Origin of the sequence: Metabacillus rhizosphaerae (assembly GCF_037201795.1) — a bacterium.
GTDB classification, from domain to species: Bacteria; Bacillota; Bacilli; order Bacillales; family Bacillaceae; genus Metabacillus; species Metabacillus rhizosphaerae.
In genome coordinates, this window is the sequence record NZ_CP147403.1 from 3,777,309 (window position 1) to 3,799,272 (window position 21,964).

Below are 21,964 nucleotides of genomic sequence, written 5' to 3' on the forward strand. Positions count from 1 at the left end.
AAAATCGTAGAAGTGGTCACGGAGCTATTCATCAATCTTAATAAAAGAAGCCGCTCATTCAACCAAGTCTTGGCGGATCCCTACCAGATTATGTATGGCCTAGTATTTTTGGAGTACCCTCTATCATCATGCCAAATGCCAATTTTGATCAAAGGAATCATCCCCTAACGAAAATATAGAATTGGATTATTTTTAAATGGGATCAATTTGTGATCTTATTTGAGAGAGTTGTTTTGAATTCAATACCTACCGCTGTCGAAGAACTGTTGAATATACAACTGCTGAGTCAAATTCCGCTACATAAGACGATTTAACATCGTTATTGGTATATATTCCGCTCTCTTTTGAGGTACTTGCATAGCAAAAAGCAAATATAAAAGCAGTGTGTTTCTGAATAAGAAATCACACTGCTTTTAGCACGAGTCAACTCAACTCGTTTCATCTACCAATTTTTGTATTTTTGAAGACTTATCACAAAATGCTACAGCCTGCTACTTTTAGTTCATTGTTAATATCTTTAATAAGTGAATTGTCCAAAAGACGTAAATGGTGGAAAGTAAAAAAACCAATATTCCCAGGCTTATCTACAGATATAACATTTGTTAGAGTCGGATATCAGTGAAAGACAAACCTATTAACGATAATTGATTTCCTTTATAGACCACATATACTACCACAACAATTGATTATTCTTGTTTTGCTATAAATCCTGAGATAAGCGTATCATATCTCTGCACTGAATACCGTTCTCAAAAATTGGTTCTGTGTAATGCTTAATAAAAAAGTCCATATCTACTCCAATAATTCTAAAGCCACATTTTTGATAAAGAGCAAGTTGACCTACACCTGAATTTCCAGTACCAATTTCAATTGTTTTATAGCCTTTTGACCTAGATACCTGTATTGCATCTAACACTAATTGTTTACCTATACCTCTACCTTGTTTCTCTTTTGTTACTGCGACATTCACTAACTCCACGGTCTCAGGTCTTGTTGGAAGTAATACATATACTCCAACAATTTACATTTCACTTTCAGCAACAAAACACTCTCCCCTATTGACATATTCCTCGACAATATCTTGAGACGGGTCAGCTAATAACAACAATTCCATTGGAGGTTTTTCACCTACGTTAAGTTTCCTAAATTCCATAATTAATCTCCTTTTGATATCCTTATAATATCTATCATGTTACCAATTTTCCTTCTAAATACTCCGATAGTTGTAGAAAAAAGCGATCCTTCCTTTTTGAAGAGTCGCTTTTGATTAAGGTAAGGAAGCTATTATCGGATGCTTCTTCATTGTTCCTTGCCTCTAATTGAAGAAATGCACTTTATTTGGGGGCAATGTGAACTGCAAAACAGTCTTCTTTTATAGAGATATGCTTCTGTTGAGCTTGCGGGTTGAGTTTTCTATAGAATTTTTAGTATATGTGCAAGGTCAACTTTGTTTTGGCTTCATTCTATTTCCATGTATTCAGTCTTTGTAAATGTGAAAAAGTTCACTACAAGCCGCTCCTTTTTAAAAATATTAATCCATTATTGTGCAGAAGCCCAGAAAAAACTTTATTAGACAACATGTCAAAGTTAAAATGGTATTGGTGGATAATATTTATTTTAATGGTAGTTACTGCCTTTATTATGAATAGTCGGTATTTATTTTTATAAAAATTAACGAAGGAAAGATGTCATGAAAAGGATTATTAAAATATCCATAGTGTTCATATCTATCATGTGGGTATTTCATACATTTTCAAAGAATTTTTTGGTAGATCCAGCTTTTGAAACGTTTATTTCTAGAAAGGATCAAATTCTAACGAATGAATCCCTATGGGTGTTTATGATTCGTATTCATATCTCACTGGCCATTGTTTCTCTTATAACTGGTTCCCTAGGTTTTATTAAAGCAATTCGAGTAAAATCTATTAACTTTCACCGTTGGAATGGCCGTATATATGTCCTATCAATCGTATTAAATTTCATTCCTGGGGTTTACGTCTCTCTCTTTGCAACAGGGGGATGGTTTAGTACAATAGGTTTTCTTATTTTAGATACATTATGGCTTGTAACTACCATCCTTAGTTATCTGTATATCAAGAGACGAAAGATGATTTTACATAGCCAATGGATGATTAGAAGTTTCTTTCTTTCACTTGCAAATATGACGATTTATATAATTGTCGCCATTACACATAATCTTCTGAATTTCCCCTATGAAAATTCCTACATGGTAGCAGTCTGGTTATGTTGGATTATTAACCTACTTTTTTCAGAATTAATAATAAGAAAGAAAGTATTATCTTAAATTAAGATGGATAAAAATTAATAGTGCTTTATTTATGAAATAGCGTATCTTCTTATTGTAGATACGCCCTCATTAATTCAATAAAAAAGTGCGATACAAATTTATACCGTAATTAAATTATCACATTACATCAACCAATTACTTAATTAAAAGTGTTTTTAGAAACAACACTCAATCTAGTTTGATCCCTCATAATTGAATTGCTGAGTACTTTTTGTAGACGCTAACCATTGCTATTCTTTGTCTAGTTCTAAAGAGTAAGTAACTTAATGAATGAAAACCCCGGAATAATTATCTTTTTGGTAAAGAGTCCTTTCTGAGATACTATCTCTAATATTTTAAGACGGAATTACAAATGTTTTGTCATAAAAACAAAACTCGCCAGTATATTGGCGAGTTAGTTTCTTCATTGTGGAAATTCTGTTCCTTGTTAAATTCCCGAAAAGGACGGTTTTTAATTGAGCTAATTTTATTTTATTTAAGAAATTCCGTTAAGAATTTGGGTTAATGCTTCGCTAATCGGCGTAACAGGACGACCGAGAATTTTCTCGAAATCATTCCTTTCAACTTCTAATGATCGGTTTCGAATGCTCTCTTGAATACCAACTACAATCGGAATTACAAAATCAGATAAACCCAAACCTTTCATGATTTCGGCATATTTCTCATCATCGACTTGTTGTACAGGTATTTCTTTACTCAATACAACACCAAGAACAGATACTAATTCTTCTTGAGTTAAAAGAGGACCAGAAAGTTCATACACCGTATTTTCATGCCCTTTACCTGTAAGAACTGCTGCTGCAGCTTCCGCGTAATCTTGTTGTAGTGCCCATCCTACTTTACCTACTCCGGCAGATGTTACCCATGGTGCACCTGCTATTGCACCTTGAATGCTACCAATTTCGTTTTCCAAGTACCAATTGTTACGCAAAAACGAATATGGAATTCCTGTTTTAACTATTGCTGCTTCTGTTGCAACATGAGGAGGGGCCATTATATTTGTGCTTTCTGTTGCATTTGCTAAACTTGTATAAGCAATAAATTTAACTCCCGCACGTTCAGCTGCTCCAACAGCATTGGCATGTTGACGAATTCTTGTTTTATTGTCCCCATCGGCAGAAATTATTAATAAGCGGTCGATACCTGCAAAAGCAGTATCCAATGTTTCTGGACGGTCAAAATCTCCCAGACGAACATCCACACCACGAGCCCTTAATCCTTCCGCTTTCTCAGGGTTGCGAACACTTACAGCCAGTTGTTCTGCTGCTAGAGTTTTTAATAAAGCTTCTACAACTTTCGAACCTAATTTCCCCGTTGCTCCTGTAACTAATAATTTCATTGTATATTCCTCCAATCTTTTAAATGTAACTAATATTATTACATGTATCTATTGTAGTTACATGTAAACGATTTGTCAACAACTTTTAAAAAAGCCTCTTTTAATATATAATAAACTTGTAATCAAATTAATTACACGATAGTCTTTTAATAAGGAGGTTGAATAAATGTCTGTAAGTAGTCGTTTTGCTGTTGGAATTCATATATTATCTCTTATTGAAATAAATAAAACTGGAGTAAGCACATCTGAATTTTTAGCGGGGAGTGTAAACACGAATCCAGCCGTAATTAGAAAGATTATGGGAATGCTTAAAAAAGCAGGATTGGTAAATGTACGTCCTGGTATTGCAGGGGCGGAACTAGCTAAAGATTTATCTGATATTACATTACTGGACGTTTATAAGGCAGTTGATGTTGTAAAGGAAAAAGAACTATTTAGCATACATGAAAACCCAAACCCAGATTGTCCGGTTGGGCGAAATATTCAAGATTCAATTAGTATACATTTTTCGATTGCTCAAACTGCACTAGAGAAGGCTCTTGAAAATGTTACGATTGAAGATGTAGTAAAGGATATTGTAGATAAAGGAAAATTGAAGGCATAAGGATATGCAACTATAAGGAGGGTCAAGTTTGAACACACCCTAGACTAGGTGCCTTTATGACAAGAAACGGATTTTTAGCAACTGCAGAAAGTGGAAAACCCGAAATTCGTCCGTTTGGGATCCAGCTCTATTTAGACGTCATTTTAAGTATTATCTTTGTACTGCAAATACAAAAGAGATATATAGACAATTACAGGTTTCTCCCTTTATTGAATGTTCACTTTCTACTCTAAATAAATAATATTCATTCTTTATATTCACAGAATTGTCTGTTGCTCTTTCTTCAACTAAACTCCCTCAATAAAGGAGTTCCCATTTACCCTCTAATCAACATAAAATAATTTTTTGTTCATTTAGTTATAGCAACATTAAAAACACAAAAAATCAAAGTAAAAAAGGATACCATCGACAATAAACTAATTGGTATCCCTTCAATCAATATCATTTTTTATTTCTTTACACGTCTAATTGATAACCCTTAACAAAATGGTAAAATGATTGATTCCAAATTAGAATCATTCTCCTTTATCCCTTAATTTAGATTTTGAAATAAAATATAATTTCTTAAAAAGGTTGCGACAAAGCCATTTATAGCAATAGATTTTGTTAAGCTGGAACTCAGTATCAAATTGGTTTACTGCACCAAAAGATTGATCATTGTTACTATATTTTCTAAAATTGCTCCTTTTTGTTTAAGTTAGCCTATCTCGATGCTTTAATTGTTGAGGATATGTCCTACATCCAGGCAGTCAGGAGGTATATTACTATGATCCTTGTAGAGTTCTCTCCTAATTTTTGTTCATTTTCTGCTCTTCTTTAAATTTATTTAAACATTTTTTACATATACAATGTTTTCTTTTACTTTCCATAGGAACCAATTCAAAGATTTCATTTGGAAATTTTTCTAGGTTACACCAGCAGTTACCGTCTTCACTAGCACCTATCATACACCCGTTTTCTTCATCACATATAGGACAAAATTTATTAGCCAATGGCAACCACTCCTTAATCCTTCAAAATTTAAATCAAATAAAATAATTTATATTTATATCCCTGTTCTTCTACTAAACATTATTTTAATAAAAAAAACGACTGCTCTTATTGAACAATCGCACTCCTCAAACTGTTACCCTCTCTCCTTTTATATCATGTAAACTACTAAGAAACTGACTTAACCATTAGTTAAGCACTGACCACCTTTTTCTCTAAAAGAAGTATCAGCAATAATTTCAATTTGAGGCTGACCATTCATGTATCTGACAATAGAAACACTGCAATTTTCATGTACCGCAAATTCGCTGCTTTTTGTTATTTGTACGATATAATTGCCAATTGTTACTCCATGAGAAAAGATGAGTATATTTCCTCCCTCGGAAGCATGCATTTTAACAATTTCATCAATTGCATTTTCAGTTCTTGCAAAAAGTTGTGCATAAGTCTCGCCTTCTGGAGCACACGCATCTAAATCTAAGCTGAATAAAGTTTCAAGTACATTGCCGTATAAAGCTGGAATTTCCTCTTCTACTAACGCTTCCAAAACACCAAAATTCATTTCTTTGAGTCGTTTATCAATAGTTAACGGAATATCCCGTTTTCCAATAGCATATTTGGCTGTATCAATAACTCTCTGACTGTCACTAGAGTAAGCAGCTATAAAGTTGATATCTGATAAACCTTTTCCAACTGATTTTGCTTGTGAAATACCTTTTTCAGTAAGCGGAGAATCACAAAAACCTTGCATTCGCTTTTCAACATTATATTGAGTTTCCCCATGTCTAACAAAATAAAGGGTGACTTTTTTCTCAGTAATCATAGTTAAACACGTCCTTTTGTTGTCAGGTAAAATCTAATTTAGCATTTCATCCTATTTTTCTGTTAGATCTATTATTAGTTTACTTGCTCGTCTTCTCTTTAACAAAACCTTATAATAAACATTCTTACTTTTACTATAACAGAGTAAGGATGTAATTAATAAAAATATCCTGAGAGGATTTTATTAGTAATCCATAAACTGTGCCTTTTCATTAAAAAACGTCCTATACCCGAAATGCGTAAAGATCATCACTGTTAACGAAACGCTCCCGGTAATTCCTAAAAGAACCGCAATCTGATATTCAATTGCAATTAAAGGACTAATCCCTGCTAATATTTGCCCAGTCATCATACCAGGTAAAAAAACAATTCCCATACCCACTAAATTATTTATAGTTGGTAATATGGCTGAATCGAATGCAGAATTCACAACTGTCTTTGTTGCTGCCTCTGGTTTTGCACCTAGCATTAAAGCACTTTCTATTAGCTGTTTTTCTCTTTGGATCCCTTCAACTAAGTTCTTAACACCTAGAGTAATTCCTGTCATTGAATTGCCAATAATCATCCCTGCAATTGGTATTAGATACTGTGGCTCATACCAAGGTTGAAAATGGATAACAACAAAATTAAAGTAAATGAGTGTAACCAATGAACCAGATATCATGGAAATAGCAATAATTTTCTTTAGTTTTTTGTTAATTGGTAATGCTACTTGTTTATATGTATTATAGACAGCAAAACAAAGCATTAATAAAACGATTAATGTAATAAGAAAAGGATTTGGTTGTTTAAATATATATGTAAGAATATATCCTACTAAAATCAATTGAATTGTCATTCTTGCTGTGGAGATGATAATTCGTTTTTCACGTTTTAGGCCACGCCATTTTACAAATACGATTAGTAATAAAATGAAGATGTATCCGGCAACTAATCGCCAAAATTCAATATCTCTTATAACATTATTCATCCTCTTTCCCCTGCTCTTTTCTCTAGTGTTATTATCTTTTCTCCATATTTTGTTGCGATTTTTTGTGAATGTGTGATCATAATAACCGATTGGCCTTTCAGCTTAACCTGAGTAATAAAGCTGTCCATTACTACAGATTCAGTGTCTTCATCAAGAGCTGCTGTTGGTTCATCTAACAGATATACTTCTGGTTCCATCAGATACACTCTTGCTAAAGCGAGTCGTTGTTTTTCTCCACCTGATAAAGTGTTAGCATCTTCATTTAATGCTTTATTTAAATGAACAATTTCTAAAGCTTTGTTCAATTCATCATCCTCTTTTAGCTTTTTCTCGGAAAAATTCAACCCTATGTTTAAGTTATCGCGAATGGTTCCATCAAAAATGGTAGGTTGCTGTGCTAGCATGACAACTTTTCTTCTATGTAGTATTGGATCAACAACTTTTAAATTTTTATCCTTAAAATAAATTTCCCCTTCATCTGGTGATAACATGATATTTAACATTTTTAATAATGTTGATTTACCCGCTCCACTTTCACCAACAAGGCAAGTAATCTTATTGGATGGGATTTCCATCCGGTCTATAAATAAGATGTCTTTATAAATTAAATCCTCAATTATAAACATTTGTTTACCTCTTTATATTAGTCTATTTTTATATTGCTCCATGTATATAAGTTTGTAAATATAAATGCTTAAACAATATGAAAAACACCCACGTATTATGATGTACGTGGGTGTTACTTTTAGATTATTCTTTTAAATCTTCAATTGAATCGATGTCCATGTATTCAGGAACAACTAATCCAGTTTTTGCACCTTCAAGGTTTGCACCAAGATCCTCAAAGTCACCTTCGTATTTTTCGTATTGATCAGCATGAGTTAGTGGTAACCAACCTGCGATATGTGCATCAATACTTCCATCAGCTACACCAGCCCACATAGGACCTGCTTCAACTTGACTAAGTGTTACTTCATATCCTAGATCCTGAAGTACTTTTGCAACAACATTTGTACTAGCGATTTCACTATCCCATGCAACATAAGCTAATTTCACTTCTTCTCCATTACCTTCTTGTGCATCTTTCGTCCATTCTGCTACTTTGTCAGTATTTTCTTCTACCCATGCAGCTGCTGCATCTTCGGGTGAGGTTCCATCTTGAATACTGCTCATAACTACGCCCATTTCGTCTGGTGTCCAGTGGAATTGATCTAATACCTTGTGAACGCCCGGTAGATCTTCAGCTAAACCGTTACGTGCAATAGAATTAATATTTTCTGCTTCACCATATACACCCTTAGGATCTTCTAGGTATTTCAAATCAAATTTTGAAAACATCCAATGTGGAGTCCAACCTGTTATGATAATCGGTTCTTCATCGTCATAAGCTTTTTTTAGAGATGCAGTCATCGCTGCTCCTGAACCTTCAATTAGCTCCCAATCTGTTAACTCATACTCTTCAAGCGCTGCTGCAGTTGCTTTCATAATTCCAGCGCCTGGATCAATTCCCGTAATTTTGTATTCTACACTCTCTCCAAGAGATGCTTTGTTGCTACCTGAGTCAGTAGTCCCACTACTTTCCTCTCCGCCACTACAAGCAGCTAAACCCAATGATAATCCGAATGCTAATGTTACTTTTGAAAATTTTGTAAACATTAAGCTGTTCCCCCTTTTTTTGTTTTTCCTATATTTTGAGTAATCCGGTCTAATATAATCGCAATAATTACGATTGCTAAACCAGCTTCAAAACCAGTTCCAGTTTGTAATTGTGTAACGGCACGATATACGTCCGCTCCTAAGCCTGGTGCACCAACCATTGAGGCAATCACTACCATCGATAAAGCAAGCATGATGCTTTGGTTTATACCAGCCATAATTGTTGGTAATGCCAATGGTAATTGTACCTTCAGTAATTTTTGACCTGTTGTTGATCCAAATGCTTGAGTTGCTTCTATTAAATCTTCAGGTACTTGCTTAATCCCTAAAATTGTTAAGCGAATAGTTGGAGGCATTGCGAAAATAACGGATGCGACCACTCCTGGTACAACGCCAATATTAAAGAAAAAGATTGCTGGAAGTAAATAAACAAATGCAGGCATTGTTTGCATAAAGTCAAGGATTGGTGTCACTATTTTCCCGACCGTCTCACTTTGTGATGCCCATATTCCAATCGGAATACCAAGAATTATAGATATACCTACCGATGTAATGACTAAAGCGATTGTGTCTAGCATGTTTTCCCAATATCCTAGATTATCAATTAATAGTAATCCTACTAATGAAAATAGTGCGATCCGCCAATTACAAACCTTCCATGCTAGTAAACTGACAATAACAGCCAAAATAATCGTTGGAATAATACCTAAACCTAGAACGATCCCATCTACGAAGAACTCTAACCCAGAAGCAATACTTTCAAAAAAAGGTTCAAAATGATCAACAAGCCATTCGATAATTATGTCAATCCAATTGGCTATAGGTAATTTTGGTAATAATTCATCCATCTTAGAGTACCTCCCTTTCTACTTGCGCAGGGAGCTCTTTATCTTCAATGTCATTTATGTACGTCTCATTACCTGCCAGTGCTCCAATAACAGCTCCTCTAATGACAATACCTTTAAGTCGCTTGTCCTGATCAATAACAGCGACAGGTATCGTTGCAGTAGATACATCATCAAATAGTTCTATAAGAAGTGTATCTTGCTGAACGGTCGTTACATCTTTATTTATCACTTCTGCTAAAGGCAGATTTTTTTCAACCGCATCTCTTGCATCAGCAGCAGTTACAGCTCCTATTAATCTCTTTTGTTTATCAACAATATAAACAGTAGAGATTCCGTTATCTTTCATCACCTTAAGAGCAACCCTAGCTCCTTTTTCAAGTTGAATCGTTTCTGGTCGCTTCATAACATGACCAGCAGTCAATACTTTGGATAAATCCACATCCTCAACAAATCGCTCTACGTAGTCATTTGATGGATTCATCAGGATTTCTTCTGGTGTACCAATTTGAACAATATTTCCATCCTTCATTAAAGCGATTCGGTCACCAATTCGTAGTGCCTCATCAAGATCATGTGTGATAAAGATGATTGTTTTTTCCATAGTTGACTGAAGCTCTAATAATTCGTCCTGCATATCTTTTCTAATTAGTGGATCAAGGGCACTAAATGCCTCATCCATTAATAAAATGTCAGGATCATTTGCTAATGCGCGAGCAAGTCCAACCCTTTGCTGCATACCGCCACTTAATTGACTAGGGATTTGATGTTCATATCCTTCCAGACCAACAAGCTTAAGTGCCTCTAATGCACGTTCCTTACGATTTTCCTTGCTAACACCTTGAATCTCTAGTCCGTATTCTGCATTAGCCAAAACTGTTCGATGTGGGAAAAGGGCAAAACGTTGAAAGACCATACTAAGCTTTTTACGACGCACATTTCGTAATTCTTCCTTACTCATTGAAACAATATCTTCCCCATCAATTAGTACTTGACCACTTGTCGGTTCTATTAATCGGTTAAACATCCGAACTAAAGTTGATTTACCACTACCGGAAAGTCCCATAATAACGAATATTTCGCCTGGATAGACTTCAAAGTTTGCACGATTAACACCTACAGTAGAACCTGTTTCTTTTAAGATTTCTTGTTTTGTTTTTCCTTGTTTGAGAAGCTGAGCAGCTTTTTTGGTGTTTTTCCCAAAAATTTTCGATACTTCTCGAACAGTGATTTTTACCGTACGTTCATTACTATTCATTTTTCCACCTCTACCTATTGACTCATATAAAGCGCGACTAACCATCTATTATTAATTAATCCTTCCCTTCAATGATTTATTGTCACGAACACTATGCCTTATTAATTATAGAAATAGTACAAAATGATTACAAAGCGCAAATAAGCTCATTTAACTCCGTAAAGTACATACAGAAAATACTGTACGTACTTTACGGTCTATATACTTACAATTCCTCCATTTTCCTTTTGCTTCATTGCCTTTACAATCAAATCATATAAATGTAGTCTGTATATATATACTAGCTAATAGGATGTGACAGGGTTTGCAAAGTAAAGAAGAACTTGAGAAAGCTCGAGAACGTGTAATTGAAGCAATCTCTCAAAATATGAACTTATATGGTGTAACACCTTCAGTAGGAAGATTGTGGGGGCTACTTTACTTTCAAAATCAGCCTATGACCTTAGATGAAATGAAAAATGAATTAGGTATGAGTAAAACAAGTATGAGTACTTCTGTTAGGAACCTAATGGATTTACATATGGTGGACAAGGTTTGGAAAAAAGGTAATCGCAAGGATTTATACGTAGCTGAGGAAGATTGGTATCAAACCTTTATAGATTTTTTTACGATAAAGTGGAGAAATGGTGTACAAATTAATGTTTCTGCAATTGAGAAATCATTACGAGAACTTAATTTACTCCTTGAAAAACCAGAACTCACCGAAGACTTTATAAATGAAATAAAAAGTGATATTGAAAAACTTCATCAATCATTGGAATACTATGGCTGGCTAAATCGCTTAGTTGATAGCTTTGAAACACACGAAATCTTTGATTTCATTCCAAAAAAACCGAACGATCACACGAAATAATCGTGGTTGATCGTTCGGTTTTTTTGTTTTTTCGAATTTCTCCGTTAAAGGAATAAAAAATGAAATTAAAAAAAAGAAAAACACTGTTCACCAGCATAAGAAATCGCTTACAATAATAACATCAACGAAAAGGAGGAATTTAACATGAAAAACATGACAAAACAAACCGTACAAACATATAAGGGTGGAACACTTTCTTAAATTGTTAACGGTGTACTCCCTTATATGTGTTTTATTTAAATAACACAAAAAGGGGTAAATCATGCATTTTCCATTAAAAAAATTTTTCTCATATTACAAACCTTATTTAACGTTGTTTCTTTCGATATTGGTGTGCGCCTTTATCGTTTCGGCTGTGACTTTGGTTTTTCCACTGCTCGTCCGGTATATTACAAAAGATGTTCTGGCAGGTGACATGTCCACCGCGCTAAGTAAAGTGTATTGGATTGGTGGGCTAATGCTTGTTTTAGTCGCAATCCAGAATATCGGGAACTTCTTTGTGGACTACAAAGGTCATGAAGTTGGTGCTCGTATGGAAAGTGATATGCGTAGCGAGCTGTTTGAACATATGCAAAAGCTTTCCTTTAGCTTTTATGATAAGGAAAAGACTGGTCAGCTCATGTCTCGTATAACAAATGACCTGCTGCTACTTTCCGAGCTTTACCATCACGGTCCTGAAGACTATGTTAAATATCTCGTTCGCTTTATTGGAGCATTTGTTATTTTGTTCTTTATTAATGCACCATTAACGATCGCCGTTTTCTGTTTTTTACCATTTTTAAGTGTCTTTGTCTTGTATTTTAATAAGCTTTTGAACAAAGCATTAAAAAGAAACAAAGAGCGAATCGGTGACATAAACGCACAGGTTGAGGATAGTCTATCTGGAATCCGTGTAGTAAAATCGTTTGCCAACGAGTTTGTCGAGATCGAGAAGTTTAACAGAGAAAATAATCGTTTTCTTGAAAGTCGAAAAAAAACGTACAAGGCTGAAGCGTACTTTTTCAATGGTGTTGAAACGTTTATCCAACTGATTACAATTACAGTGATCATCTTTGGTAGCGCTCTAATTGCAGGGAACACGTTAGATTTAGCAGATTTGATTACTTTTTTACTGTATATCAACTTTATGATTGAGCCAATTCAACGACTGACTCATATGAGCATGCAGTTCCAAGAAGGAATAACTGGCTTCCAGCGCTTTATGGAAATCATCAATCTAAAGCCCGCAATCGAGAACAAAGCGAATGCCATTACCCTTAATGATGTACATGGTGAAATTGAATTCAAGCAAGCTTCCTTCCGTTACGAAGAACATTTAGATAATGTCTTAGTAAACCTGTCACTTCGTATACAGCCAGGAGAATATGTAGCATTAGTTGGTCCGTCTGGTGCGGGAAAAACGACATTATGCTCGCTCATTCCTCGCTTTTATGATGTAACAGAGGGGGATGTGTTACTAGACGGGATAAATGTCTGTGATATCGACTTACAGTCCTTAAGAAAAACAATAGGAGTTGTCCAGCAAGATGTTTACCTCTTCACAGGAACGGTGAAAGAAAATATCCGCTACGGAAATCCAGCTGCAAATGATGAAGAAATTATCGCGGCAGCTAAGCACGCCAATGCCCATGACTTTATTATGAACTTGCCAAATGGCTACAACTCCGAGATTGGGCAACGAGGGGTTAAACTGTCTGGTGGTCAAAAACAACGATTAAGTATCGCTCGCGTATTCTTGAAGAATCCATCAGTTCTCATATTTGATGAGGCAACCAGCGCACTTGATAATGAGAGTGAAAGCATCGTCAAGGAATCACTAGAATCGTTAGCAAAAGGACGGACAACGATCGTCATTGCCCATCGCCTTTCCACTATTCGCAATGCTGAGCGGATTATCGTTTTAACGGAGGGCGGTATTGTGGAACAAGGTACACACAGCGCATTACTTGCACACGATGGAGCGTATGCACATCTGTATTCTAAGCAGTTTGAATTACAAGTGTAAACTCTTTAAATTCCAATTGGCCCCCCCTCTCTTTTACCAAAGGGGGACCGATTAACTTTAATAAGATTACCTTTTCAATATACCTAAATATTCCTTCCAAGGCCCTACGTCCTCCCTGTATCTCTCTGCCATGACCCTTACGATTTGAGCAATGTGGGTTAAATCATGAAGTACCCACGTGGAAAGCAACTCTCTTACCTTAACTAAACCAAATGCAGGATGTGTACCTGCTAGTTCAAGTTGTGATTCAACTTCAATAAGACCCTTTAGTTTAGTTATATTTAGTAATCTAATCGTTTTAAATTCAAGCAACTTTTGTTCAATCGAACTTTCAGACCGTTGATTTAAGTGAGAATGACGATCAAATGGTGGAAACGGTTTACTTTCACCTTCCTGAAGAATTATTTCTAGTCTTGGTATCCAATTAAATTTCTCTGCTTCAATAAGGTGTTCAATCACTTCAAAGACATTCCAGGTTCCTTTTCCTTCATTGCATTGCAACCAACTATCAGCTAAACCAGATAAAAAACACTCAAGTGTATGTGGTGTACGTTCAAGAACTTCAATAGCTTCTTTCATATTAAAATTCATAAAACTACTCCTTTATGTTATTAATCCCTTAAGACACTATAATTCAATTTATATTAGATAATATAATGATATTTTATTGGTCAATTATTAATACGAACGATTTCACTGTCTGTTAATGTATATTCATGAGAACTAATTAATGAAGCTTTAAGTGATTCAGTTAGTCTGTCTTCATCATAAGCACAGACCGAAATGATCTTCATCGATTGTACTGCTTTATTAGCTGCTTGTTCAAATTCTTCTATTTTACATGTTATTTCTTGTAAATCTCCCCATTCTACATGAGCCCACGTCCTGATGGAAGCGTTTTTTTCTATGTAAGTCTCTAACATGTTTGAAAAGTAAGCTACAATAGTAGGTGGATGAAAATCTCCATTTGAACAATAAAAATCAAAGTTATTTACATGCTTTATTTTGTCCAGTTGTACCTTAGTTAATAAAGGTTCTATTTTTTTATATAGTAATGGAAATATCCTTTCGTTTTCGATAACAAAAACATAATCCCCTTGCTCAATTCCAGAAAGAATGTAGGAAATTGCATTTTCTAGATAGCGTTCTAAATCGTTAAAACTGTAAAATATATGATAGCATGTTGATTGCTGTAAATCCCTCAATAGTTGCTTAACTTTTTTATCCAAAGCTTACTCCTTACCAGCTAATAGCTTTTTCTATAGTCCAGAATAAATTTTACATGTTTTATTTAGATTGTAGCATAACCTATTCAATCTAACTTGCATTATAAGTCGAATAAGAATAAAGGGCTACCGAAGCAACCCATTTATTGAATAAAAGATAGGACTTCTTTCTTAACCGAACCTCAGAAAAAAGGAAACCCTTACACTTTTAATACGACAAAAAAAGGTTATCTTAGACAATTAAAATACTATTCAAATTTGGAAAAAAGGATTATGATAGATCTATTACACGGCAAAGGGGTGACATCATTGAAACTTCGGTTGCTGGTTAAATCGATTTTGATGCTTCTGTTAGTGTTTGTAGGGTTTCATATTGTTTCAATGTCTCACTTAAATCACCCTACTAATCAAGCAAAAGTGTTAGCCGTTGAAACGGAATCATCTTTCACAACAATTAATCTCCAAGAGGATGATCAAAAGCATTTTAATCACCTAGACAGCATTCAAGTAAAGGATCCTTTAATCTTACAAGTAGTGATCATAACACTATTTATCTTTTCATCAATAAGATTTAATCAGAAAATAAGACATTTCCTTTACTCAGTTTATTATCAATCATCCTACTTTTCTAGAAATCATTTATTTACTGCCTAATAATAATTATAAATAGGAGGTTTTATAAATGATGTTTTGGTTAAGAATGATTCCAGTTGTAGCTTTTTCAATTACTGCACTTAGTCTATTCACGTATCAGGGGATAGAAATCATACACGCATTCTCAGATTATTTTCAAAAAAAGTAAAGATTCATTTATTAGTATTGAAAATTGATCATGTGGAATAAAAAATAGGGCTGATCCTTTGACGGATCAGCCCTATTTTTATGATTGATTATCTTTTTGTTCATCAGTAAGTGTTAACCACACTTTTATGACGGAGCCAGCATCTTGTTCATCAATAACGAAGGAACCGTTACTATATCGGTCATTCGGTCTTAATGTTGCAAGATTGATACTTTCGATTACTCCTTTTTCTGTTTCGAGATAAAATTCGCCCTTGTCTTGCGCTATTTCTGCTCCAACAACTCTATGTGGATTATTTTTTAATTCTCTAAGCATAACTAAACCACGTTTAGCACGTGATGATTTTTCAAAATCAGAAACATTCATCTTCTTTACTGCACCTCTTTGGGTGGCAATAACTAAAAATGCTTTTTTATTACGTTCGATTACTTTTCCGCTAACCACAAAATCATCTGGTTTTAGGTTAATTCCTTTTACACCAGCAGCTCTAGGACCAACAACACTTACTTCTTCTTCTTCAAACCACAAACCATACCCTAACTGTGTCACTAAGAATAAATCATTTTGTCCTGAAGTTAAATGGACATCAATTAATGTATCATCACCTTTTAAATTTAAAGCAACAAGTGGTTTTGAATACCTCTGAGCTTTGTATTGACTTAACTCAGTCTTTTTCACCATACCTGATCTCGTAATAAAAGTTAAGAAATGATTTTCAGCAAAATCTTTGACAGGTATTGCCTTTAGAATCACTTCATCTCTGTCAATCGGTATGATGTTTGCTATATGCTGACCAAGGTCTTTCCATCGTATATCAGGTAATTCATGTACTGGGCAATATAAGTAATTCCCTTTATTAGTAAATAACAAGACGACTTCTGTTGTATTTATTTCGATTTGAGAAAGCAATCTGTCACTATCCTTCATCCCGAAGTCCTGTCCGTTAGATGCAGCATATGACCTGAGACTCGTACGTTTCACATATCCGTCCTTTGTGACTGTTACAATAACATCCTCAGATGCGATCATAACTTCAAGATTGATTTTTATTTCTTCAATCTCAGCTTCAATGACGGAACGACGATCATCTGCATAGGTCTTTTTCACCTTTTTAAGATCATTTTTTATCACTTTCAGTAAGACATTTTCATCATTAAGAATACTTGTAAGTTCTTCGATTTTCTTTGCAAGTTCTTCTGCTTCATTTGTTAATGCGGTAATATCTGTATTTGTTAAACGATAAAGCTGTAAGGATACGATTGCTTCAGCTTGTGGCTCAGTAAATACAAATTTTTGAATTAAGTTATCCTTTGCATCACGCTTGTCTTTTGAAGCACGGATGGTTGCGATCACTTCATCTAAAATAGATAATGCCTTTATTAATCCTTCAACAATATGCTCCCGCTCACGTGCTTTACGAAGTTCATATTTTGAACGATTTGATACAACTTCCTTTTGATGACCAATGTACGCATCAAGAATGGAAGGCAAGCTCATTAACATTGGTCTACGGTTATGAATTGCAACCATATTAAAATTGTAAGTAATTTGCAGGTCGCTATTTTTGTATAAATAATTTAATACACCTTCAGCATTTGCTTCCTTTTTCAGTTCAATAACGATTCGTAAACCAGTTCGATCAGTGTCATCACGTACTTCAGCGATTCCCTCAACCTTACGTTCAATGCGGAATTCATCCATACGTTTCACAAGATTTGCTTTGTTTACTTCAAAAGGAATTTCCGTAATGACAATTTGTTGTTTTCCACCACGAATTTCTTCTATACTTGCTTTCCCACGTATAATTATTTTACCTTTACCTGTTTCATACGCCTTTTTTATTCCCTCAAGACCTTGAATAATTCCGCCTGTAGGGAAATCTGGGCCTTTTATTACCGTCATTAATTCATCAACAGTACAGTTCGGTTTGTCCATACGCTTAATAACCGCATCGATGACCTCACCTAAATGATGTGGAGGTATATCTGTTGCATAACCTGCAGAAATTCCTGTTGAACCGTTCACTAATAGATTAGGGAACATTGCCGGTAAAACCAATGGTTCCTTACTAGTGTCATCGAAGTTTGGTACAAATTCCACCGTTTCTTTTTCAATATCACGAAGGAGTTCCGTGGCAATAGCGGATAATCTTGCTTCCGTATAACGCATTGCAGCTGGAGGATCCCCGTCAATACTACCGTTATTTCCATGCATCTGAATAAGAAGATTGCGTACCTTCCAATCCTGACTCATACGAACCATTGCTTCGTATACAGATGAATCACCGTGAGGGTGGTAGTTACCAATAACATTTCCTACTGTTTTTGCGGACTTTCGATAATTTTTATCATTTGTATTGCCATCTACGTGCATGGCATATAAAATTCGTCGTTGTACAGGCTTTAAGCCGTCACGTGCATCTGGAAGTGCACGATCTTGAATAATGTACTTACTATAACGTCCAAAACGGTCACCTAGTACATCCTCAAGAGGTAAATCACGAAATATTTCTACTGAATCTGCCAAGACCTATACCTCCTCTGCGACCGATAAGTGTTCGTTTTCTAATATATTTGTTTCTTCATCAAGACCAAATGCTACGTTATTTTCAATCCACTTACGACGTGGTTCAACCTTATCACCCATTAATGTTGTTACACGACGCTCAGCACGAGCAGCATCATCTATTTTAACGCGAATTAGCGTTCTAGTTTCTGGATTCATTGTTGTTTCCCATAGCTGATCAGCGTTCATCTCACCTAAACCTTTATATCGCTGAATCATATAACCTTTTCCAACCTTGGAAATAGCACCTTGTAATTCATCATCAGACCAAGCGTATTCCACAACTTCTTTTTTCCCCGAACCTTTACTTACTTTATACAAAGGAGGTAAAGCAATAAATACTTTGCCATTTTCAATGAGTGGTTTCATATAGCGGTAAAAAAAGGTTAGTAGTAGTACTTGGATATGAGCACCATCAGTATCAGCATCGGTCATAATAATAACCTTATCATAATTTATATCTTCAATTAAAAACTCTGCTCCGACACCTGCTCCGATTGCATGAATGATCGTGTTGATCTCTTCGTTTTTAAAAATGTCAGCAAGCTTCGCCTTTTCAGTGTTAATAACTTTACCTCGTAGTGGTAGTACAGCTTGAAATCGACGGTCTCTCCCTTGTTTAGCTGAACCACCTGCTGAGTCACCCTCAACTAGGTATAATTCATTTTTTAAAGGGTTACGCGATTGTGCAGGTGTTAGTTTTCCGCTTAACGTTGTCTCAGAACGTTTGCGTTTTTTCCCACTTCTCGCCTCTTCACGAGCTTTACGTGCCGCTTCTCTAGCTTGGAATGCTTTTATCGACTTTTTAACGAGTAGTGTTCCAGAATCAGGATTTTCCTCTAAGAAATAAGATAGGTTTTCCGAAAGAACTGCATCGACAGCAGATCTTGCTTCACTTGTACCCAGCTTACCCTTCGTTTGACCTTCAAACTGTAGAAGTTCTTCAGGTATTCGCACAGATATAATTGCTGAAAGTCCTTCTCGAATATCAGAGCCCTCTAGGTTTTTATCCTTTTCCTTCAACAAACCGGTTTTTCTGGCATATTCATTAAAAGCTCTTGTCATAGCTGTTTTTGAACCAGCTTCATGTGTGCCACCATCTTTCGTTCGAACATTATTTACGAAAGATAAGATGTTTTCTGAATAGCCGTCATTAAATTGAAAAGCAAAATCTACTTCTATTCCATTTTGTTCACCTTCAAAAGAAACGACAGGATGAAGCGCGTCTTTTTCTTCGTTTAAATAGGTGACAAATGCTTCAATACCAGTCTCATAATGATAGACCTCATTTTGATCATTACGTTCATCAATAAGTTCAATTTTAAATCCTTTTAACAGGAATGCTGATTCACGTAAGCGTTCACTTAGCGTTTCGAAATTGTATGTTGTTGTACTAAAAATAACTGGATCTGGTTTAAAATGAATTTTAGTACCAGTTTTCGTTGTCTTCCCTTTCTTTTCAAGGGTCGTTACAGGTTTTCCACCATTTTCAAACCGTTGCTCATAAATTGAACCATCTCGTTGAATCGTAACCACTAACCATTCAGAAAGAGCATTTACAACAGATGCACCAACACCATGGAGACCACCACTTGTTTTATAGCCACCTTGACCAAATTTACCTCCAGCATGAAGGATAGTCAAAATAACTTCAGGTGTCGGTAACCCTAGCTTATGCATCCCTGTTGGCATCCCACGTCCTTTATCTTGAACAGAAATACTATTATCTTTATGTATTTTTACAATTATATGGTCACCATGACCCGCTAAGGCCTCGTCAACTGAATTATCGACGATCTCATATACAAGATGATGTAAGCCTCTACTATCAGTACTTCCAATATACATACCTGGACGTTTTCTAACGGCTTCTAGTCCTTCAAGTACTTGTATAGCATCATCATTATATTCAAATTGTTGCTTTTTAACCAAAAGACTAAACCCCTTTCAATTGACACACAATCAAATCATCTCTCTAATTAAGAACGCATGTTTTAGTATTTTATACAATATTTCGTTTATCGACAACCCACACTTTTAAAGAAATGCTTATTTTTCTTTAATAATTTGTTATTTAGTATAGTGCAAATTACGTAATATCCATGCTTTATTGTATATGGTAAATTGCTTTTAGCAAACCTAATTCGTGTAAAAGATAAAAAAATCCTTGTTTTTCACAAGGATTTTTCCAATAGTTGATCACAATATTTTAACTCCATTCTTATCACGGGTAGTAATAAACACCAGCATAAGTGAAGTCTCAATTTACTTTGTCATTGCATGTTCAACCTTAATACATCGGTTCATCACAACAGTTTTATTATTCCTTTTTAACAGATCATATGCTTCTTCGTTCTCAAGGCCTAATTGTGCCCAATAAACATCTGCATCAATTTCTAAAAATTCCTTGGCGACATCAAGTAAATGCTCAGAGCGTCGGAATACATTGACGATGTCTACGTGTCCTTTAATATCTTTTAAGGATGCTACAGCTTTCTGACCTAGCACTTCATTCACAGTTGGATTGACTGGTATAATTTCATAACCGGCATCCTGCATTGCTTTACTCACCATGTAAGATGTACGTGATGAATTATCGGATAAACCGACAACTGCAATCGTTTTACTATTTTTTAAAATCTCGCCAATTTCTTGTCTTGTCGGATATTCAATCGCCATTAACATCCAGCTCCTTTTCTCAAGTGTAGCAACTATGACCGATATAAACAATTTTTAAGTCCTGTTAAAGTTTATTCTTGGTGTGTTGATTTTATCCTGATATCAGTTCGCCAAAACGTAGAGAGCAACGCTGAATTTTTTACTGAGTTTAATGTTTTTTTAATTCTATATTAGAGTTTTTCTATCTTCTCATGGTAGAATATAAGAAGATTATACAAAGGAGTACTTATATGATTGAAGCAATTATCTTTATTTTAGCGTATTTATTAGGATCTATTCCTTCAGGATTAATTGTTGGGAAACTAGGCTATGGAATTGATATTCGTGAGCATGGAAGTGGAAACTTAGGTGGTACGAATACATTCCGTACACTTGGAGTAAAAGCTGGACTTATTGTTACGAGTGCAGATATACTAAAAGGTACACTAGCTTCTGCATTACCAACACTATTTTTAAACAGTGAATTAAATCCGCTTTTAGTAGGCGTATTTGCTGTTATTGGCCATACATATCCGATTTTCGCTAAATTTAAAGGTGGAAAAGCCGTTGCAACTTCAGCAGGGTTACTGCTCTATAGTGCACCAGTTATGTTTATAACCATTTTAGCGTTCTTTTTCATCGTTCTTTACATTACAAAATATGTGTCTTTATCCTCAATGCTTGCTGGTGTTTATGGAATCATTTACAGCTTGTTTACAAAAGAAATCCCTTTAATTATAGTGATTTCACTATTAACAATTTTTGTCATCTATCGACATCGAGCAAATATTAAAAGAATCATAAATAAAACTGAGCCAAAAGTAAAATGGCTTTAGTAAATAAGTCTCTTTTCTAAGAGATTGTTGTTTTTAAACATAAACTATTTAGCTTGATGGAAGCGGATTACGAGACTCCTATGGGAGCAGTGGAGTCAGGCGAGACCACTCCATAGGGTACTTAAGTCGGGGTGGCTCAACCGCCCGCCCAGCGGGATACTGGACTCCTCTTACTGCAATAACCACACCGCATTACTTAAAGATAACAACTAAGTTTGGGAGTCATC

19 protein-coding genes and 1 pseudogene are annotated in these 21,964 nt (G+C 35.2%); 6 read left to right on the forward strand and 14 right to left on the reverse strand.

What is annotated here, in order from left to right; genetic code table 11:
- Positions 1 to 700: 700 nt before the first annotated feature.
- Positions 701 to 1,153 (reverse strand): annotated as a pseudogene (locus WCV66_RS18445) (GNAT family N-acetyltransferase).
- Between the two features lie 537 nt (positions 1,154 to 1,690).
- Here WCV66_RS18445 and WCV66_RS18450 point away from each other — a divergent pair.
- Complete coding sequence (locus WCV66_RS18450; protein WP_338786450.1) at positions 1,691 to 2,305, forward strand: DUF2306 domain-containing protein; 615 nt, start codon at positions 1,691 to 1,693, stop codon at positions 2,303 to 2,305.
- Between the two features lie 478 nt (positions 2,306 to 2,783).
- On the opposite strand, the gene WCV66_RS18455 is transcribed toward WCV66_RS18450, so the two are convergent.
- A complete protein-coding gene (locus WCV66_RS18455; RefSeq protein ID WP_338786451.1) occupies positions 2,784 to 3,647 on the reverse strand; it encodes an SDR family oxidoreductase in 864 nt (287 codons plus the stop codon).
- A 166-nt stretch (positions 3,648 to 3,813) separates the two neighbouring features.
- Between WCV66_RS18455 and WCV66_RS18460 the strand changes: the two genes are divergently transcribed.
- Positions 3,814 to 4,251 carry an Rrf2 family transcriptional regulator gene (locus WCV66_RS18460; protein ID WP_338786452.1) on the forward strand — a complete coding sequence of 146 codons (438 nt, stop codon included), beginning with the start codon at positions 3,814 to 3,816 and terminating at the stop codon, positions 4,249 to 4,251.
- A gap of 788 nt (positions 4,252 to 5,039) precedes the next feature.
- Here the strand turns inward: WCV66_RS18460 and WCV66_RS18465 are convergent.
- From WCV66_RS18465 to WCV66_RS18495, 7 genes are all read right to left on the reverse strand, one after another.
- Positions 5,040 to 5,243, reverse strand: coding sequence for a cysteine-rich CWC family protein (locus tag WCV66_RS18465; RefSeq protein WP_338786453.1), 204 nt, complete (start codon positions 5,241 to 5,243; stop codon positions 5,040 to 5,042).
- Between the two features lie 179 nt (positions 5,244 to 5,422).
- On the reverse strand, positions 5,423 to 6,064 hold the full coding sequence (locus WCV66_RS18470) for a histidine phosphatase family protein (RefSeq protein ID WP_338786454.1): 642 nt from the start codon (positions 6,062 to 6,064) through the stop codon (positions 5,423 to 5,425).
- A 183-nt stretch (positions 6,065 to 6,247) separates the two neighbouring features.
- The gene (locus tag WCV66_RS18475; RefSeq protein WP_338786455.1) at positions 6,248 to 7,033 is read right to left on the reverse strand and encodes an ABC transporter permease; all 786 of its coding nucleotides are present in this window, start codon (positions 7,031 to 7,033) and stop codon (positions 6,248 to 6,250) included.
- A complete protein-coding gene (locus tag WCV66_RS18480; protein WP_338786456.1) occupies positions 7,030 to 7,659 on the reverse strand; it encodes an ATP-binding cassette domain-containing protein in 630 nt (209 codons plus the stop codon). Before WCV66_RS18480 ends, WCV66_RS18475 begins: the two co-directional genes overlap by 4 nt.
- 124 nt (positions 7,660 to 7,783) lie before the next feature.
- Complete coding sequence (locus WCV66_RS18485) at positions 7,784 to 8,689, reverse strand: glycine betaine ABC transporter substrate-binding protein (RefSeq protein ID WP_066340617.1); 906 nt, start codon at positions 8,687 to 8,689, stop codon at positions 7,784 to 7,786.
- Complete coding sequence (locus WCV66_RS18490; RefSeq protein ID WP_066340614.1) at positions 8,689 to 9,537, reverse strand: ABC transporter permease; 849 nt, start codon at positions 9,535 to 9,537, stop codon at positions 8,689 to 8,691. The genes WCV66_RS18485 and WCV66_RS18490 overlap by 1 nt, the downstream gene beginning before the upstream one ends.
- Position 9,538: 1 nt before the next feature.
- Positions 9,539 to 10,792, reverse strand: a complete 1,254-nt coding sequence (locus WCV66_RS18495) for a quaternary amine ABC transporter ATP-binding protein (protein ID WP_066340611.1) — start codon at positions 10,790 to 10,792, stop codon at positions 9,539 to 9,541.
- 304 nt (positions 10,793 to 11,096) lie between these two features.
- Between WCV66_RS18495 and cudC the strand changes: the two genes are divergently transcribed.
- Both cudC and WCV66_RS18505 read left to right on the forward strand, forming a co-directional pair.
- Positions 11,097 to 11,645 (forward strand): choline uptake/conversion transcriptional regulator CudC, encoded by a 549-nt coding sequence (gene cudC, locus WCV66_RS18500; protein WP_066340608.1) that lies wholly within the window; start codon positions 11,097 to 11,099, stop codon positions 11,643 to 11,645.
- Between the two features lie 262 nt (positions 11,646 to 11,907).
- Entirely contained in the window at positions 11,908 to 13,650 is a 1,743-nt protein-coding gene (locus WCV66_RS18505) for an ABC transporter ATP-binding protein (RefSeq protein WP_338786457.1), read from the forward strand.
- A 66-nt stretch (positions 13,651 to 13,716) separates the two neighbouring features.
- On the opposite strand, the gene WCV66_RS18510 is transcribed toward WCV66_RS18505, so the two are convergent.
- Both WCV66_RS18510 and WCV66_RS18515 read right to left on the reverse strand, forming a co-directional pair.
- A complete protein-coding gene (locus tag WCV66_RS18510) occupies positions 13,717 to 14,241 on the reverse strand; it encodes a DinB family protein (protein WP_338786458.1) in 525 nt (174 codons plus the stop codon).
- An 80-nt stretch (positions 14,242 to 14,321) separates the two neighbouring features.
- Complete coding sequence (locus WCV66_RS18515; protein ID WP_338786459.1) at positions 14,322 to 14,879, reverse strand: MEDS domain-containing protein; 558 nt, start codon at positions 14,877 to 14,879, stop codon at positions 14,322 to 14,324.
- A gap of 306 nt (positions 14,880 to 15,185) precedes the next feature.
- On the opposite strand from WCV66_RS18515, the gene WCV66_RS18520 reads away from it, so the two are divergent.
- Positions 15,186 to 15,530, forward strand: coding sequence for a hypothetical protein (locus WCV66_RS18520; RefSeq protein WP_338786460.1), 345 nt, complete (start codon positions 15,186 to 15,188; stop codon positions 15,528 to 15,530).
- Between the two features lie 226 nt (positions 15,531 to 15,756).
- Here WCV66_RS18520 and parC read toward each other — a convergent pair whose 3' ends face one another.
- The 3 genes from parC to WCV66_RS18535 form a co-directional block, all read right to left on the reverse strand.
- Positions 15,757 to 18,204, reverse strand: a complete 2,448-nt coding sequence (gene parC / locus WCV66_RS18525) for a DNA topoisomerase IV subunit A (protein ID WP_066340595.1) — start codon at positions 18,202 to 18,204, stop codon at positions 15,757 to 15,759.
- A 3-nt stretch (positions 18,205 to 18,207) separates the two neighbouring features.
- Entirely contained in the window at positions 18,208 to 20,175 is a 1,968-nt protein-coding gene (parE, locus tag WCV66_RS18530) for a DNA topoisomerase IV subunit B (RefSeq protein ID WP_338786461.1), read from the reverse strand.
- A gap of 333 nt (positions 20,176 to 20,508) precedes the next feature.
- Entirely contained in the window at positions 20,509 to 20,922 is a 414-nt protein-coding gene (locus WCV66_RS18535; protein WP_066340585.1) for a CoA-binding protein, read from the reverse strand.
- Between the two features lie 230 nt (positions 20,923 to 21,152).
- On the opposite strand from WCV66_RS18535, the gene plsY reads away from it, so the two are divergent.
- Positions 21,153 to 21,737, forward strand: a complete 585-nt coding sequence (gene plsY, locus WCV66_RS18540; RefSeq protein ID WP_066340583.1) for a glycerol-3-phosphate 1-O-acyltransferase PlsY — start codon at positions 21,153 to 21,155, stop codon at positions 21,735 to 21,737.
- The last annotated feature ends 227 nt before the right edge of the window (positions 21,738 to 21,964 follow it).

What these genes read in the sequence shown, in the direction of transcription:
- WCV66_RS18450 (WP_338786450.1), top strand. Translation starts at nt 1,691, where the DNA reads ATGAAAAGGATTATTAAAATATCCATAGTGTTCATATCTATCATGTGG.
- WCV66_RS18455 (WP_338786451.1), bottom strand. Translation starts at nt 3,647, where the DNA reads ATGAAATTATTAGTTACAGGAGCAACGGGGAAATTAGGTTCGAAAGTT.
- WCV66_RS18460 (WP_338786452.1), top strand. Translation starts at nt 3,814, where the DNA reads ATGTCTGTAAGTAGTCGTTTTGCTGTTGGAATTCATATATTATCTCTT.
- WCV66_RS18470 (WP_338786454.1), bottom strand. Translation starts at nt 6,064, where the DNA reads ATGATTACTGAGAAAAAAGTCACCCTTTATTTTGTTAGACATGGGGAA.
- WCV66_RS18475 (WP_338786455.1), bottom strand. Translation starts at nt 7,033, where the DNA reads ATGAATAATGTTATAAGAGATATTGAATTTTGGCGATTAGTTGCCGGA.
- WCV66_RS18480 (WP_338786456.1), bottom strand. Translation starts at nt 7,659, where the DNA reads ATGTTTATAATTGAGGATTTAATTTATAAAGACATCTTATTTATAGAC.
- WCV66_RS18485 (WP_066340617.1), bottom strand. Translation starts at nt 8,689, where the DNA reads ATGTTTACAAAATTTTCAAAAGTAACATTAGCATTCGGATTATCATTG.
- WCV66_RS18490 (WP_066340614.1), bottom strand. Translation starts at nt 9,537, where the DNA reads ATGGATGAATTATTACCAAAATTACCTATAGCCAATTGGATTGACATA.
- WCV66_RS18495 (WP_066340611.1), bottom strand. Translation starts at nt 10,792, where the DNA reads ATGAATAGTAATGAACGTACGGTAAAAATCACTGTTCGAGAAGTATCG.
- WCV66_RS18505 (WP_338786457.1), top strand. Translation starts at nt 11,908, where the DNA reads ATGCATTTTCCATTAAAAAAATTTTTCTCATATTACAAACCTTATTTA.
- WCV66_RS18510 (WP_338786458.1), bottom strand. Translation starts at nt 14,241, where the DNA reads ATGAATTTTAATATGAAAGAAGCTATTGAAGTTCTTGAACGTACACCA.
- WCV66_RS18535 (WP_066340585.1), bottom strand. Translation starts at nt 20,922, where the DNA reads ATGGCGATTGAATATCCGACAAGACAAGAAATTGGCGAGATTTTAAAA.
- plsY (WP_066340583.1), top strand. Translation starts at nt 21,153, where the DNA reads ATGATTGAAGCAATTATCTTTATTTTAGCGTATTTATTAGGATCTATT.